This window comes from Actinomadura sp. BRA 177, assembly GCF_013372625.1.
Classification (GTDB): domain Bacteria; phylum Actinomycetota; class Actinomycetes; order Streptosporangiales; family Streptosporangiaceae; genus Spirillospora.
In genome coordinates this window covers 1-15,089 of the sequence record NZ_JABXFD010000261.1, presented here as the reverse complement: position 1 = coordinate 15,089, position 15,089 = coordinate 1, and the positions used below count along the sequence as shown (strand labels likewise).

14 protein-coding genes are annotated in these 15,089 nt (G+C 71.6%); 3 read left to right on the top strand and 11 right to left on the bottom strand.

The features are described from left to right. Positions 1-51: 51 nt before the first annotated feature. The 4 genes from HUX53_RS40945 to groES all read right to left on the bottom strand — a co-directional run bounded on the left by HUX53_RS40945 (position 52) and on the right by groES (position 3,574). A complete protein-coding gene (locus tag HUX53_RS40945) occupies positions 52-186 on the bottom strand; it encodes a hypothetical protein (protein ID WP_255205132.1) in 135 nt (44 codons plus the stop codon). After that, on the bottom strand, positions 183-866 hold the full coding sequence (locus HUX53_RS10865) for a sigma-70 family RNA polymerase sigma factor (RefSeq protein WP_309237162.1): 684 nt from the start codon (positions 864-866) through the stop codon (positions 183-185). Before HUX53_RS10865 ends, HUX53_RS40945 begins: the two co-directional genes overlap by 4 nt. A 686-nt stretch (positions 867-1,552) precedes the next feature. Further along, positions 1,553-3,178 carry a chaperonin GroEL gene (gene groL, locus HUX53_RS10860; protein ID WP_176403035.1) on the bottom strand — a complete coding sequence of 542 codons (1,626 nt, stop codon included), beginning with the start codon at positions 3,176-3,178 and terminating at the stop codon, positions 1,553-1,555. A gap of 84 nt (positions 3,179-3,262) precedes the next feature. Further along, the gene (gene groES / locus HUX53_RS10855) at positions 3,263-3,574 is read right to left on the bottom strand and encodes a co-chaperone GroES (protein ID WP_309237163.1); all 312 of its coding nucleotides are present in this window, start codon (positions 3,572-3,574) and stop codon (positions 3,263-3,265) included. A 231-nt stretch (positions 3,575-3,805) separates the two neighbouring features. On the opposite strand from groES, the gene HUX53_RS10850 reads away from it, so the two are divergent. The 3 genes from HUX53_RS10850 to HUX53_RS10840 all read left to right on the top strand — a co-directional run bounded on the left by HUX53_RS10850 (position 3,806) and on the right by HUX53_RS10840 (position 8,392). Continuing rightward, positions 3,806-5,020 (top strand): class I SAM-dependent methyltransferase, encoded by a 1,215-nt coding sequence (locus tag HUX53_RS10850; RefSeq protein ID WP_176403033.1) that lies wholly within the window; start codon positions 3,806-3,808, stop codon positions 5,018-5,020. Positions 5,021-5,637: 617 nt separating this feature from the next. After that, on the top strand, positions 5,638-7,287 hold the full coding sequence (locus HUX53_RS10845; RefSeq protein WP_309237161.1) for a hypothetical protein: 1,650 nt from the start codon (positions 5,638-5,640) through the stop codon (positions 7,285-7,287). Between the two features lie 187 nt (positions 7,288-7,474). Further along, positions 7,475-8,392 (top strand): phosphotransferase family protein, encoded by a 918-nt coding sequence (locus HUX53_RS10840; RefSeq protein ID WP_176403032.1) that lies wholly within the window; start codon positions 7,475-7,477, stop codon positions 8,390-8,392. Between the two features lie 3 nt (positions 8,393-8,395). Here the strand turns inward: HUX53_RS10840 and tsaD are convergent, their stop codons facing one another. The 7 genes from tsaD to alr form a co-directional block, all read right to left on the bottom strand. Then, on the bottom strand, positions 8,396-9,430 hold the full coding sequence (tsaD, locus tag HUX53_RS10835; RefSeq protein ID WP_176403031.1) for a tRNA (adenosine(37)-N6)-threonylcarbamoyltransferase complex transferase subunit TsaD: 1,035 nt from the start codon (positions 9,428-9,430) through the stop codon (positions 8,396-8,398). Next, positions 9,430-9,933, bottom strand: coding sequence for a ribosomal protein S18-alanine N-acetyltransferase (gene rimI, locus HUX53_RS10830; protein ID WP_176403030.1), 504 nt, complete (start codon positions 9,931-9,933; stop codon positions 9,430-9,432). Before rimI ends, tsaD begins: the two co-directional genes overlap by 1 nt. Continuing rightward, positions 9,930-10,595, bottom strand: coding sequence for a tRNA (adenosine(37)-N6)-threonylcarbamoyltransferase complex dimerization subunit type 1 TsaB (gene tsaB, locus HUX53_RS10825; RefSeq protein WP_176403029.1), 666 nt, complete (start codon positions 10,593-10,595; stop codon positions 9,930-9,932). Before tsaB ends, rimI begins: the two co-directional genes overlap by 4 nt. A 37-nt stretch (positions 10,596-10,632) precedes the next feature. Then, positions 10,633-11,985, bottom strand: coding sequence for a hypothetical protein (locus tag HUX53_RS10820; RefSeq protein ID WP_176403028.1), 1,353 nt, complete (start codon positions 11,983-11,985; stop codon positions 10,633-10,635). Positions 11,986-12,113: 128 nt separating this feature from the next. Next, positions 12,114-12,545, bottom strand: a complete 432-nt coding sequence (gene tsaE, locus HUX53_RS10815; protein ID WP_176403036.1) for a tRNA (adenosine(37)-N6)-threonylcarbamoyltransferase complex ATPase subunit type 1 TsaE — start codon at positions 12,543-12,545, stop codon at positions 12,114-12,116. Positions 12,546-12,580: 35 nt separating this feature from the next. Then, a complete protein-coding gene (locus HUX53_RS10810) occupies positions 12,581-13,651 on the bottom strand; it encodes an alpha/beta fold hydrolase (protein ID WP_176403027.1) in 1,071 nt (356 codons plus the stop codon). 11 nt (positions 13,652-13,662) lie between these two features. Next, the gene (gene alr / locus HUX53_RS10805) at positions 13,663-14,787 is read right to left on the bottom strand and encodes an alanine racemase (protein WP_176403026.1); all 1,125 of its coding nucleotides are present in this window, start codon (positions 14,785-14,787) and stop codon (positions 13,663-13,665) included. Between the last annotated feature and the right edge of the window lie 302 nt (positions 14,788-15,089).

Here is a 15,089-nt window from a genome sequence, read left to right as displayed (position 1 = left end):
TTGTAGGATGTGGGTTGTACTGGGAGTTCCGCTTCCCTCTTGGGGGCAGCGTCAGAGGTGTATAAGGGCCAGCGGGGCTGCCCCGGCCCGGGCCGGGGCGGCCGGGGCCGGGGCATCGCCGGAGTGCGCGGGCTCCGCCGGATTCGGGGCGCCCCCGATGCCGGTGCCGGGGCCTCGCTCCGTCAAGCGATCGACTCCTCTCTGGCCATCGCCCGGAGCCGCGCCAGGGCCCGGTGCTGCGCGACCCGCACCGCGCCCGCGGACATGCCGAGCACGTTGCCCGTCTCCTCGGCCGACAGCCCCGCGACGACCCGCAGCAGCACCAGTTCGCGCTGGTGGTCGGGCAGCCGGGTCAGCAGGTCGCGGGCGCGCTGCGCCTCGATGTAGCGCACCACCGTCTCCTCGGGGCCGGGACGGTCGTCGGGACCGTCCGGCAGGTCCTCGGTGGGCACGGCCGCGCGCACCGCGCTGCGCAGCGCGTCGGCGATCTTGTGCGCGGCGATGCCGAAGACGAAGGACGCGAAGGGACGGCCCATGTCCCGGTAGCGCGGCAGCGCCGACAGGACGGCGATGCACACCTCCTGGGCCACGTCGTCGGCGATGTGGTACTGCCCGGAGACGCGGCCGAGCCGTGCCCGGCAGTACCGGACGATCATGGGACGCACCTCGGCGATGAGGACCTCGATGGCGCCCGGATCGCCCTGCACGGCGAGGTTCGTCAGCTCCTTGAGGTCGCCGTCGCCCGCGTCCGCCGCGCGCAGCGCCCGCCCCCCGCGACCGGTGTCGCGGGGTGGCGGAGGGGCCGGCCCTCCCGAGGGTCCGGCAGCGCGCGCGGTCATGGTCCCGGCGTAGCATCCCTCGGTCACGTCAAGCATGATGCCCAGCACCGCCGGGCGTGTCTGCCCCGTCGTTTACAACGGAATGGTCACAGTGCTGGAACGAACCTGGGAATACTACGCACCGCGCTCGTTCCACCCCCCACCGTCACGCGACACCAATCCACACACCAAGCCAAAAAGGCCTCATTTGCCGACATAACAGCCGCTCCGGCTTGGGCCACGACCGCGACCCGCCAATCCCCCACCGCGAGAACCCCGACCGCAAACGGCACGCTCCGTCCAGGAACAGGCGCAGACGGCACCGTCCCACCCGGTACGGCGCAAGCCGGTCGGCCGTCCCCCCGAGCAGGTCACGCGCAGACGGCACGCCCCGCGTGGGGCGGTGTGGGCGGCACCGCCGGCTCAGTACGGGGTGAAGACGGCCGTCCCTCAGGCGGGATGCGCGTTGACGGCACGTCCCGCGTGGGATGGGGTGGGCGGTGCCGGACGGTCGGTGCGGAGTGGGGGCGGCCGTTGCTCGGGCAGGGCGCGCGCAGACGGCACGCCCCGCGTGGGGCGGTGTGGGCGGCACCGGACGGTCGGTGCGGGGTGGAGACGGTTGTTGTTTGGGGAGGTTGTGTGTGGGCGGCTCGTGCCGCGTGGGGTGTGGGGATGGCAACGACCCCCGCCCGGGGTGGGCGGGGGTCGTTAGGGCGGAGGAATGCTCCGGTGGGTCAGTGGCCGTGGCCGTGACCGTGGCCGTGGCCGCCGGCGGCGGGCTCCTCTTCCTCGGGCTTGTCGACGACGAGCGCCTCGGTGGTGAGCAGCATGCCGGCGATCGAGGCGGCGTTGGTGACCGCGGAGCGGGTCACCTTCACCGGGTCGATGACGCCCTGGGCGATCAGGTCGCCGTACTCGTCGGTCGCGGCGTTGTAGCCGTGGCCGGCCTGCAGCGCCTGCACCTTGGAGACGACGACGTAGCCCTCCTGGCCGGCGTTCTCGGAGATCCAGCGGAGCGGCTCGGCCAGCGCGCGGCGGACGGCCTCGGCGCCGGTGGCCTCGTCGCCGGACAGGCCGAGCGTGTCGAAGCCCTCCTTGGCGACGTGCACCAGCGCGCTGCCGCCGCCGGAGACGATGCCCTCCTCGATCGCCGCGCGGGTCGCCGAGATGGCGTCCTCCAGGCGGTGCTTCTTCTCCTTCAGCTCCACCTCGGTGGCGGCGCCGACGCGCAGCACGCAGACCCCGCCGGCCAGCTTGGCCAGGCGCTCCTGCAGCTTCTCGCGGTCCCAGTCGGAGTCGGAGTTCTCGATCTCGACCTTGATCTGGTTGACCCGCGCGGTGATCTCGTCGGCGGAGCCCTCACCGTCCACGATGGTGGTGGCGTCCTTGGTGACGGTGATGCGGCGGGCGCGGCCGAGGTCCTCCAGCCCGATGGAGTCGAGCTTGAGGCCGATGGCCTCGCTGACGACCTGGCCGCCGGTGAGGGTGGCCATGTCGCCGAGCATCGCCTTGCGGCGGTCGCCGAAGCCGGGCGCCTTCACCGCGACGGACGTGAACGTGCCGCGGATCTTGTTGGCGACGAGCAGCGCCAGGGCCTCGCCCTCGACGTCCTCGGCCACGACGAGCAGCGGCTTCTTGGTCTGCGCGACCTTCTCGGCCAGCGGCAGGAACTCCTGCACGTTGGAGATCTTGCCGTCCACGATGAGGACGTAGGCGTCCTCCAGGACGGCCTCCATGCGCTCGTGGTCGGTGACCATGTGCGGCGACAGGTAGCCCTTGTCGAACTGGAGGCCCTCGGTGAACTCCAGTTCGAGGCCCATCGTGTGGGCCTCCTCGACGGTGATGACGCCGTCCTTGCCGACCTTCTCGAACGCCTCGGCGATCAGCTCGCCGATCTGCGAGTCCTGCGCGGAGATGGTCGCGACGTGCGCGATCTCGTCCTTCTCCACGATCTCGCGGGCCGACTTCAGCAGCTGGTCGGACACGTACTGGGCGGCCGCGTCGATGCCGCGCTTGAGCGCGAGCGGGGACGCGCCGGCCGCCACGTTGCGGGTGCCCTCCCGGACCAGCGCCTGCGCGAGGACGGTCGCCGTGGTGGTGCCGTCGCCCGCGATGTCGTTGGTCTTGGTCGCCACTTCCTTGGCGAGCTGGGCCCCGAGGTTCTCGTAGGGGTCCTCCAGCTCCACCTCGCGGGCGATGGTGACGCCGTCGTTGGTGATCGTCGGCGCGCCGAACTTCTTGTCGATGACGACGTTGCGGCCGCGCGGGCCGATCGTCACCTTGACGGCGTCCGCGAGAGCGTTGACGCCGCGCTCAAGAGCCCGGCGAGCGTCCTCCTCGAACTCCAGGATCTTCGCCATGCGGATACTCCTTAGTACGCGATCCGCCCCGGCAGCCCCGCCGAAGGCGGCGCCGACCGGGGCGGGTGCATCACGTCTCGGTGATTACTTCTCGATGACCGCGAGCACGTCGCGGGCCGAGAGGACGAGGTACTCCTCGTTGTTGTACTTGACCTCGGTGCCGCCGTACTTGCTGTAGAGCACGACCTCGCCGACCTTGACGTCGACCGGGACGCGCTCGCCCTTGTCGTCGACGCGGCCCGGGCCCACCGCGATGACGGCGCCCTCCTGGGGCTTCTCCTTCGCGGTGTCCGGGATCACCAGGCCCGACGCGGTGGTGGTCTCGGCCTCAAGCGGCTGGACGACGATGCGGTCCTCAAGCGGCTTGAGAACAACCTTGGTGGCGGTCGTCACGATCTGACCTCCCCTTCGATTGGTCCTCGGCCGGCCACGGATGACCGGCCAGCACATGTGACAGAAGAGGCGACCCTGGACCGGCCTGCCGTCGCGGGTGCCAGACCGACCTTGTCGCTGTGTTGGCACTCTCACTACGAGAGTGCCAGTCATGGAGACTATTCCGTGCCCGTGAGTGCGTCAACACGGACACGGGCGCACGGGGCAGTGTTCACCGACCGCTAACTTCCCCTCATGGACATCGCGTCGTTCCGGGCCCTGCGCACCCCGTCCGGCCAGGCGGTCCTCGCCGAGGCGGCCGCCGCGGACGTGCGCGAGGACGCACTGCTCGCGACGGCGTCCCGGCTGCGCGAACGGCACGATGCCGAACTCGTCGCCGCGGCGCTCACGGAAGTGCGGCTGCGAGAGCGCGCGCGGACCAAGTTCGGTCCGGACGCCGACCGCATGTACTTCACGCAAGCGGGACTTGAGCAGGCGACCCGTGCGAGTGTGGCGGCGCATAGGGCCCAACGGTTCGCTACCCATCTGGACGGCGCGCATGTACTGGAACTTGGGTGCGGGATAGGAGCCGACCTCATCTCGCGGGGGCGCGCGGGGCTCACGGGGGAGGGTGTGGAGCTCGACCCGTTGACGGCTGAGGTCGCGCAGGCGAACGTGGCCGCATTTGGACTCGACGCCTCTGTGCGCGTTGGGGACGCCACCAAAGCCGCCGTAGACGGGTTCGACGCAGTGTTCGCCGACCCTGGACGACGTACCGCGCGCGGCAGAGTCTTCGATCCCCGCTCCTATGAGCCTCCGCTTGACATCGTCCTGGATCTGGCTGGAAAGGTGCCTGCGGCCTGCGTCAAGGTGGCGCCCGGCATACCGCATGAAGCTGTACCGGACGGCGCAGAGGCCGAGTGGGTGTCGGTCCACGGTGACGTCAAGGAGGCGGCCCTCTGGCTGGGTTCGCTGGCGGGGGACGTGGGTCGCCGAGCGACGCTGCTCTCGTCCGACACCGATCCGGAGGTCTGGACGCTGACGCCGCAAGGGTCGGACGTCCCAGATGTACGCGCGTGGGGCCGATATCTATACGAGCCCGACGGGGCCGTAATACGTGCCCATCTGGTGGGTGAGGTGGCAGCGCTGGTCGGCGGTGGGCTCGCGGATTCGCACATCGCGTACATCACGTCCGATCGGCTATGTCCGACGCCGTTCGCGTCCGCCTACGAGGTCGAGGACGTACTGCCGTTCTCCGTGAAGCGTCTGAAGGCCGAGTTGCGGCGCCGCGAGGTCGGCGTGCTGACCGTCAAGAAGCGCGGCTCGGCCGTCGACGTCGACCGGCTCCGGCGCGACCTCGGCTTCGGCGGGCGCAAAGGCGGCCGGGGCGGCGCGGAGCTGACGCTGGTCGTGACGCGCGTCGGGCAAGACCCGGTCGCCCTCCTCACCCGTCCCGTCCCGGCGGCCTGACCCGCCCAGCGCGGCGGCCGGCCGGCAACCGTGCCCAAAGATCTTCCGCCCGGGCGGGCAACACCAAGCGGGACCGGGCGACGCGCCACGGCGGTGCAAATCATCGGCGTTTTCCGGCATCGCGTTCACCAGGGATTGCGGGCGCCCGGCAAGGGCGCGGCACCGGCCGCGAATCGGCGCGCCGAGATCAACGCACCCGAAAACGCCAAGGCAGGTTCAGCGGCGGGGACTTCGACGCCATGAAATACCCTCCGAAATAGGGCCCGGGCCCGTCCGGCGGCCTCACGTCCGCACGGACACGCGTCGGCCGTCCGTATCCACGGCCGGTTCGGGAACTGCCCATGTTGGACGAGATGTACGGACACGGCGCCGCCCCGGACCCACGGCACACCCCGGCCACATCCCCACGATCATCGTGATTGCCGCGAAGCGGGTAATCGCCCTGCACCCGGCTATTTCTCGCTATTCGCCCCAGCCGGATAACAGGCGCATTCCGCAGAACTCGCAATCTTCTCTGCTACCCGTTTTAGCGGTGCTCTACACGCACTACAGTGGCCACTCCAGAGATTCATTTGCCGCGCGTCATTTCGTCACGCCGGCACACGAAGGAGCGTCGGGTGGAAACGAATCACAACTTCCTGCAGACGGGGGGTCAACCGGTCTCGGATCGGATGCGGGAGTTGCTCGCCCGTGCGGCGCAGGACCACGTCTACGAACAGCGCTCCCAGGGGCAGGTCCTGGACGAGATTCGGCAGCGGCTGGAAGGCATGGAGTGGCTGCTCCGCGAGGTCCGCGAGCGGGAGCTCAGCGGGCTGACCGGGCAGCTGGAGAGCGTCCGCGGGCAGGTCGACGAGCTGTCCGGCAAGCCCCCGGAATGGGCCGAAGGACTGGCCGAGCACATCGAGTCGTTCGGCGAGCGGGTCAAGCCGGTCGCCGAGTTGCCCGCCCTGTGGGCCGACGTCGGGGTCGTCGCCGAGAACGTCGACGAGGGCCTGACCCGGATCCAGGCCGTCCTCGACTCGGCGCAGCAGATCACGGACGCCACCCGCCAGGCGTCCCAGCGCATGGACGAGATGACCAAGCGGCTGGACAAGCTCCAGGGCAGCATGGAGGCCGCGTCCGTCCGCTTCAACCGGCTCGACAAGTCGCTCGCGGAGCTGGGCCACCGGTCCGAGCGGCTGGAGCACTCGATCAACGGGGTCACGGCGCGGGTCGACCAGTCGCTCGGCGAGATGGCCGAGCGGATGGAGCAGGGCCTTGGGGCGGTCAACGGCCGGGTCGAGGGCGTCGGCGGCCGGCTGGACGGGCTGGACGGGCGCCTCGACGGCGTCGACGGCCGGCTCGAAGGGCTGTCCGGCAAGCTGGAGGGCCTGGACGGCCGGTTCGAGAGCCTCGACGGCCGCATCGACGGGGTCGGCGAGCGGATCGCCAGGCTGCCCGACACGCTGGAGATCGCCGAGCTGCATCGCGTGCTGCGCGACCTGGCCGAGCGTCCCGCCGCCGAGTACGGCGACCGGTTCGACGCGCTGGAGAAGCACCTCGCCGAGGCGGTCGACCCGCTGATCGAGGAGCTGCGCGCCCGGCCGGACCGCGACGAGGTCAAGGCGACCATGTCGCAGATCGCCGAGACCGCCTACAGCGACGTCGCCAAGCGCATGGACGAGTTCTCCCGCCGGTTCGAGGACGTGCACGAGGACGTCCGCAAGCGCATCGAGAACATCCACGAGGAGGTCGCCAAGCGGGTCGACGGCGCGCTGGAGGAGTTCACCGCGCAGGTCGACCTCGTCTCCCGCCGCGTCGAGTCGGTGCACGCCGACGTCGCCAAGCAGGTCGAGTCGGTGCACAGCGAGGTGACGCGGCAGGTCGGCAATGTCCACGACGACTTCGGCAAGCGGATCGGCGACATCCACGAGGACGTCACCCGGCAGGTCGGCAGCATCCACGACGACGTCGCCAAGCAGGTCGGCAACATGCAGGAGGACGTCGCGCGGCAGGTCGGCGGCGTCCAGGCGGAGTTCGCGCGGCGCGTGGAGGGCATGCAGGACGAGGCCGGGCGGCGCGCCGACGCCGCGCAGGCCGAGTTCGCCAAGCGCTTCCTGCACGTCGAGGACGAGGTCGGCCGCAAGGTGGACGGCGTCCACGACGACGTGTCCAAGCAGGTCAACGCGGTGCACGAGGACGTGCTGAAGCGGCTGTCCACCCTTGAGGAGACGATGCTCGCGCTGGCCGAGGCGCTGCTGCGCCCGCGCCGCGACCCGAAGGACTGATCGGTCACCGGGTGGGGCCGCGCGGGCCCCACCCGGCCGTTTACGGATACCCAACGGAATCCGCGGCGTTTGTCCGGCAAACGGCCGCGACGACCGAAGGTGCTCCTGCACGTCAGGCCCCTGACGTGCATTCTGTTACGTTCCGTCTTCGCAAAATCACTCCCAATACCCTTCGGAATCCGTTTTCATGGATCAGGTGACTCGCACACCGGCTCCCTGCCTGCCGACCGGCGCCCCGCCCGGCCACCCGACCCTGCGCTGGGTCGAGGAGTGCCTCGGCAAGGGCGCCGAGGTCCGCATGGTGCGGCCGCTCGCCGGCGGGACCGCGCACGCCAACCACGCCCTGCTGGTGGAGAGCGGCGCGGGCAGCGCCCACCGCCTCGTGCTGCGCCGCTGGACGTCCCGCGCCACCTCGCCCGACTTCTCCCCCGAGCGGGAGATCGCCGCGCTGGCGCTCCTCGCCGGCTGCGAGATCCCCACCCCGGCGCTCGTCGCCGCCGACCCCGCCGGCGCCTACTGCGACGTCCCGACCCTGCTCATCACCCGGCTGGCCGGCCACCCGCCCCGGCCGTCCCCCGACGACCTGCCCGAATACCTCATCCAGCTGGCCGCCGCGCTGCTGGCCGTGCACGCGCTGAACGGGGCGTCCACGATGCCCCCGTACGTCCCGCACAACCGGCTCGACGTGCGCCGCCCGCCCAAGCACGCGCTCCGCCCCGCCCTGTGGGAACGCGCCTTCGAGGTCGCCGCCCGTCCCGCCCCGGAGGCGCCCGCCCGCTTCATCCACCGCGACTACCACGCCGACAACACGCTGTGGTCCTACGGCAAGCTCACCGGCGTCGTCGACTGGTCGGACTCCTCGTCCGGCCCGGTCGCCGTCGACATCGCCTGCATGCGCCGCGGCCTGGCCCTCCGCTACGGCACCTCGGTCGCCGACCGCTTCCTCTCCGCCTTCGACCAGGTCTCCGGCGGCCACACCCACGCCCCGTACTGGGACGTCCGCTGCCTCCTGGACCTGCTCCCCGAAACCGCCGACAACACGATGGACGAGGCCAAAGTCCCCCTCTTCGAGGACTACCTCGCGCAACTCCTGTCGGAGTGCTGACCGTCAGAGGGTGATGGTCTCTATCGGGAGGCTGGAGTCTGCCGGTAGTTGCAGGTCCGAGGGGGCCCGGCCGGAGGCGACCAGCTCGGAGCCCAGGGCGGCGACCATGGCGCCGTTGTCGGTGCAGAGTTTCGGGCGCGGGACGCGGAGGCGCACGCCTGCGGCTTCGCAGCGTTCGGCGGCGAGCGTGCGCAGGCGGGAGTTGGCAGCCACGCCGCCGCCTATCAGCAGGTCGTGGACGTCGTTGTCCTTGCAGACCTTCAACGCCTTCTGGGTCAGGACGTCGACGACGGCCTCCTGGAAGGACGCGGCCACGTCGGAGACGGGGACGGGCTCGCCGGCGCGTTCCTTCGCCTCGACCCAGCGGGCGACCGCCGTCTTCAGGCCGGAGAACGAGAAGTCGTAGGTGCCGTCCTTGTACTTGCCGCGCGGGAAGGCGATCGCGGCGGGGTCGCCCTCGCGGGCCATGCGGTCGATGATCGGGCCGCCCGGGAAGCCGAGGTCGAGGACGCGCGCGACCTTGTCGAACGCCTCGCCGGCCGCGTCGTCCACCGTGCTGCCGAGCGAGTGGACCTCGCCCGCCACGTCCGGGACGAGCAGGATCGAGGAGTGGCCGCCCGACACCAGCAGCGCCACGCAGGGCTTGGGCAGCGGGCCGTGTTCGAGCTGGTCGACGCACACGTGCGCGGCCAGGTGGTTGACGCCGTACAGCGGCTTGCCGAGGGACAGCGCGTACGCCTTGGCGGCGGCGACGCCCACCATCAGCGCGCCCGGCAGGCCCGGGCCGGCGGTGACGGCGAACGCGTCCACGTCGGTGAACTTCACGCCGGCGTCCGCGAGCGCGCGGTCGATGGTCGGCCCCATCGCCTCCAGGTGCGCGCGCGACGCGACCTCCGGCACCACGCCGCCGAAGCGGGCGTGCTGGTCGACGCTGGAGGCGATCGCGTCCGCCAGCAGCGTGTGGCCGCGCACGATCCCGACCCCGGTCTCGTCGCACGAGGTCTCGATCCCGAGCACCAGCGGCTCGTCCCGAATCATCACGTCTCCCCGCTCCCCGTCCTGTTGAAGCCCATGGGCGGACGGCGGTTGAGCGGGCGGCTCATCACGATCGCGTCCACGTCCGAGGGCTGGTAGTAGCGCTTGCGGAGGCCGACCCTGACGAAGCCGAACCGCTCGTAGAGGCGGTGCGCGGCGTCGTTGTCGGCGCGGACCTCCAGGAACACCGCCTCGCTGTTGCGGCGGACGGCCTCGTTCAGCAGCTCGGTGAGCAGCGCCGCGCCGATGCCGTCCTTGCGGCGGTCGGCGCGCACCCCGATGGTCTGCACGTCGGCCTGCCCGCCCGCCGCCGCGAGGCCCGCGTAGCCGACGATCTCGCCGCCGGGCTCCGCCGCGACGACGTAGTGCCGGGTGCGCGGCTGGTCGGCGAGCTCGCCGCGGAGCATCTCCTCGCTCCACGCGTCCTCGGGGAACAGGGCCTCCTCCAGCCGGTGGACGGACGGGAGGTCCTCGTCCGTCATGGGCCGCACGACGACATCGGTCATGCCGGTGTCACCTTCTTGCGGGGGCCCGGCTCCTTCGCGTCCGGCCTGCGCAGGTAGAGCGGTTCCGGCGGGAGGAGTTCGGGCACCTTGTGGCCGGCGAGGCGCGCGACGGTCAGCTCCGCGAGGGCGCCGGCGGTCGGCAGCAGCGGTTCGTGGTCGGAGCCGAGCACCTCCGGGTAGAGGGCGGCGCCCTCACCGACGACGGGCAGGCCTTCCGGGACGTCCGACGGTGGGCCCACGGCGGGTCCGGTGGCGCGCGCGCGGGCCGAGTCGTAGCGCGCCCAGTAGACCTCCTTGCGGCGGGCATCGGTGGCGACGACGAACGGCTCGTCCCGGCCGGTGGCCCACGCGATGATGTCCAGGGTGCAGACACCGTGCACGGGGACGCTCAGGGCCTCGCCCATGGCGCGCGCGGTGACCAGCCCGACGCGCAGCCCCGTGTACGGGCCGGGCCCGACGCCGACGGCGATCGCGCTGAGGTCGTCCGGCGCCGCGCCGGCCTCCGCCAGCACCTGCGCGATGGACGGGGTGAGCAGTTCGGTATGCCTGCGCCGGTCGACGGCCTCGGCCACGCCGCGCGGCACGGCGCCCTCACCCGGAATCCACTCGTACAGCGCCACGGTGATCGCGGCGGTCGCGGTATCGAAAGCCAAGACCAGCACGGGTTGTAAGCCTACCGGTCAGGCGGGCCCCGGTGGTTCAGCCCTGGTTGAGCGCCTGGATCACGGCCTTGGCGACGTCGGTGGCGCCGTCCGTCGCGGACTTGGACGACAGCGGGTCGCCGTCGTCGGAGCCCGAGTAGTGGATCGTGATCAGGACGTTCGCGAGCCGGACGTTGCCGACGGACTCTCCCGCGCCCTGCTTGCCGTCGACGCTGTAGACGATGTAGCCGTCGTCGCCGACGCCCTCAAGGCGGATCTTGTCGGTGAGCTTCTGGCCGGGCAGCAGTGCCTTGCCGGACTCGTCGGCGCCGCGCTCGGACGTGAACGTCTTCGTCGCGGCGGCCGTGGGCGTCTGGTCGGCGCTGCCCTCGATCGCACGCAGCTCGACGGTGAGCTGCCGCTTGGTGTCGCCCGCGTAGGCGCCCCACACGCACTGGTTCTGCCGCTCGCTGCTCTGGTAGTTGTCGGCCTGGGTGCGCTCGGAGCCGGGCGCCAGCCGGTCGATCAGGTCCTGGGGGACGATCGTGCAGGAGTCGGGGACGACGGAGCGCTCGCCCTTCGCCGTCGGGGAGCTCTCGGCGGCGCCGCTGCCGACGATGTCGCCGCCGTCCTTGTCGCCGCTCGCGCCGACACCGCCGAGGATGACGACCACCGCGAGGACGCAGACGGCGATGCCGGCGAGGATGCCGCCCATGATGACGCCGAGGCGCCGGCCGCCGCCGCGCTCGCGCGACACCCGGTGGCTGCCGGTGCGGTAGCCGCTGCTTCCGGAGCGGTAACCACCGCTGTCGGACCGGCGGCCGCCGGTGCGATAGCCGCCGGTGTCGGTCCCGTATCCGCCGCTGTCGGACCGGTAGCCGCCCGTGTCGGAGCGGTGACCGCCGCTACCGGTCTCGTACGGGCCGATCTCGCGCTGGTAGGGGCCGCTCTCCCGCTGGTACGGGCCGCCCCCGCGACCGTAGCGCCCGCTGTCCTGCTGGTACGGCCCCTCCTGCTGGTACGAACCCGGCTCCGGCCGGTACTGGCCGGACTGTTCCGGCCGGTACTGGCCGGACTCGGGACGGTACGTGCCGGAGCCCTGCTGATAAGGGCCGCTGTCCCTCTGGTAGGGACCGCTACCTGATTGCGCGGACCCGTAACCGCCCGTCTCGTAACCGCCGGTCGTCTCGTATCCGCCGGTCTCGTATCCGCCGGTCGTCCCGTAACCGCCGGTCTCGTAACCGCCGGTTCCCGAGGTGCGGCCGGAGTCCCGGCCAGGGTACGGCCCGTACTCGTCGCCGTCCGTGCCGTATCCACCGCCGTCCGGCCGGTAACCGCCGCCTGGCCCTTGGCCACCGCCCGAACCACGGTAGCTGTCGCGGTCACTACCGCTGCGATGGCTACCACTCACCGGTTCCCACTCCCGTTAGGAAATCGATATGTCACGTAGGTGAGGCTTGTTCCGGCAAAGAGTACGACATGTAGCCGTAAAGTGGTCCATCCCGGATGGCAAAAACCGCGGAAGTTGCCCGCGGGCCCTCACCCGGCGTCGAGTTCCAGGTCGGACCAGCGATGACCGACCCCGACGATCCTTACTTCGCGCTCCTCGCCGGCCCCGTCCCCGCGCGAAATGATCACTTCCAGGCGATCTTCGGCAAGGCCCTCCGCGAGCCCTTCTCCCCATTCCACGATCGTCACCGATTCGGCCACGGACGCGTCGAGATCGAGGTCGTCCAGTTCCGCGAAACCGCCCAGCCGGTAGGCGTCCACGTGCACCAGCGGCGGCCCCCCGGCGAGCGAGGGGTGCACCCGCGCGATGACGAACGTCGGCGAGGTGACCGGCCCCCGGATCTTCAGGCCCTCGCCGATCCCCTGGGTGAGCGTCGTCTTGCCCGCCCCGAGATGCCCCGTCATCACGAGCAGGTCGCCCGCCCGCAGCACGCCGGCGAGGCGCAGCCCCAGCTCGTGCATGTCCGCCGCGGTCGGGACGTTGACGGTGATCGCGTTCACGCGGTGCGCTCCTCCTCGTACTCGGGCCGGACCCGGGCGATCAGCCGCCGCAGCGCGCCGGTCACCACCCCCGGGTACTCCAGCGGCAGCACGTGCCCGGCCACCTCCACCTCTACCAGTTCCGCGTCCGGCATCGCCGCCGCGATGCGCCGCGCGTGCTCGACCGGGGTCAGCCGGTCCCGCCCGCCGGCCACCACGACCGCGGGCACCTTGCCGAGGACGTCCAGGCAGCCGACCTTGTCGTGGCCCATCAGCGCCGGGTAGAACTCGGCGATCACGTCGATCGGCGTCGCCCTGATCATCTGCTCCAGGAAGTCGACGACGGACGGGCTGACGTACTTGTCGGCGAACGCCATCTTGCGGGTGACGACGAACGCGAGGTCGGCGCCGAGCCCGCGCGCCTTCTCGACGAGGTCGGCGCGGCGGCCGAGGCCGCGCAGCGTGCCGGGCGCCAGCGGCCGGACGACCTTCGCCAGCACCAGCGGCAGCCCCAGCGTCATCTCCGCCAGGTCGCCGCAGGACGTGTTGACGAGCGCGACGCCCACCACCTGCCGGTCGAACAGCTCGGGATGCCGGTCGGCCAGCGCCATGATCGACATTCCGCCCATGGAGTGCCCGACGAGGACGACGGGCTCGTCCGGGCCGACCGTCGCCGCCAGCACGGCGCGCAGGTCGTCGCCGGTCTGCTCGATCGTCGCGTTCTCCAGCGTCCCGCGTCCGGACCGGCCGTGGCTGCGCTGGTCCCAGAACACCATGCGCAGCGACCCCTGCAGGTCGCGGCGCTGGAAGTGCCACGAGTCCTGGTTGAGGGTGTAGCCGTGGCAGAACACCAGGGTGAGGCCCGCGTCGTCGGGGCCGTCGATCTCCACGTGCAGCGGGACGCCGTCGCCGGCCTCGACGGTCAGCTCCCGCCCGCGCAGCTCGCCGAACGGCTCGCCGGCGTCCGGGTCGGGCCGCAGCCGCACCCGGCCGACGGCGAAGTGCCGCAGCCCGACGGCCGCGCCGACGCCCGCCGCGCCGATGCCCGCCACGGTGACGCCGATCCGGCGCCTGCTCCTGCCCTCCATGCACGCGCCCCCTACAGCGCCCGTCCCGGATACGCCCTCGGCACCCGGGACCCGATGCGGGTGACGATCTCATAGGAGATCGTTCCCAAGGCGTCCGCCCACTCCTGCGCGGTCGGCTCGCCGCGGTCGCCCGGCCCGAACAGGATGATCTCGTCACCCGCCGCCAGCCGGTCGTCGCCGAGGTCGATGACGAACTGGTCCATGCAGACCCGCCCGGCGATCGTCCTGCGGCGTCCACCCGCGAGGACCTCCAGGAGGTTGGAGCCGTGCCTGGGGATCCCGTCGCCGTACCCCACGGGCACCACGGCCAGGTTCGTGGCGGCTCGCGTGGTGTACGTGTGACCGTACGACACTCCGCGGCCTGCCGGGACCCGCTTGACCAGCGCCGCGTCCGCCACCAGCGTCATCGCGGGGCGCAGCCCGAACGTGCCGAGCCGCGGCACCGGCGTCAGCCCGTACGTCGCGATCCCGGGCCGGACGAGGTCGAACCGCGCCTCCGGAAGCGTCAGCGTCGCCGCCGAGTTCGCCAGGTGCCGGACCTCGAACCGCGCCCCGGCCTTCTCCGCGTGCGCGACCATCTCGGTGAACGCGCCGATCTGCGCCGCGATCGACGGGTGGCCCGGCTCGTCCGCGCAGGCGAAGTGCGACATGACCCCGGCGACCCGCACCTGTCCGGCGGCCTCCGCCTTGAGCGCCGCGTCGACCAGCACCTCCCAGTCCGCGCCGCTCACACCGCCCCGCGACATGCCCGTGTCGGCCTTAAGATGCACCCGCGCCTGGCGCCCCGTCCGCTCCGCCGCCTGGACGACCTCGTCCAGCAGCCAGACCGCGCCCACGGTGAGGTCGACGTCCCGCGCGACGGCCTCCTCATAGGGCTCGCCCGGCACGCCGAGGGTCACCAGCGTCCGGACGGTGAGGCCCGCGTCCCGCAGCCGCAGCGCCTCGGCGAGCTTCGCGACCCCGAGCCACGTCGCGCCGCCGGCGAGCGCGGCCCCCGCGGCCTCGACCAGCCCGTGCCCGTACGCCTCGGCCTTCACCATGGCCATGACCTCGGTGCCCCGGACCCGCTCGCGCAGCAGCCCGATGTTGTCGCCGATGGCGCCGAGATCGACGCGCGCCTCCGCAGGAACCCTCATAATCATCCAGTGTGCCGCCCCGATGGCCATGCCCAGGCGTTATCACCAGGTCATGACCGGGACATCGGCGTCCAATGAGCGCTCCCCCGGCACTCCCCACCCAATAGGACGCATTTGTCCGACCGCAGGTTCAGCACGACCGACCCCGCACGCGATCGCGACTGTGAGGTCGTCACGAGTTCAACTTAGGGACGTTGATGCCGGGCGCGCGCTTAGTAGAGGCTCCTGTCTCTTATACACACCTGACGCTGCCGACGAAGAGGATCAGGGCGGATCTGGGGCGCCCCGACACCCCGAAAAAA

Bases quoted from the DNA above. Each gene is read 5' to 3' on its own strand.
- groL (WP_176403035.1), bottom strand. From the start codon at position 3,178: ATGGCGAAGATCCTGGAGTTCGAGGAGGACGCTCGCCGGGCTCTTGAG.
- HUX53_RS10850 (WP_176403033.1), top strand. From the start codon at position 3,806: ATGGACATCGCGTCGTTCCGGGCCCTGCGCACCCCGTCCGGCCAGGCG.
- HUX53_RS10840 (WP_176403032.1), top strand. From the start codon at position 7,475: ATGGATCAGGTGACTCGCACACCGGCTCCCTGCCTGCCGACCGGCGCC.
- tsaD (WP_176403031.1), bottom strand. From the start codon at position 9,430: ATGATTCGGGACGAGCCGCTGGTGCTCGGGATCGAGACCTCGTGCGAC.
- rimI (WP_176403030.1), bottom strand. From the start codon at position 9,933: ATGACCGATGTCGTCGTGCGGCCCATGACGGACGAGGACCTCCCGTCC.
- tsaE (WP_176403036.1), bottom strand. From the start codon at position 12,545: ATGCACGAGCTGGGGCTGCGCCTCGCCGGCGTGCTGCGGGCGGGCGAC.
- HUX53_RS10810 (WP_176403027.1), bottom strand. From the start codon at position 13,651: ATGGAGGGCAGGAGCAGGCGCCGGATCGGCGTCACCGTGGCGGGCATC.
- alr (WP_176403026.1), bottom strand. From the start codon at position 14,787: ATGAGGGTTCCTGCGGAGGCGCGCGTCGATCTCGGCGCCATCGGCGAC.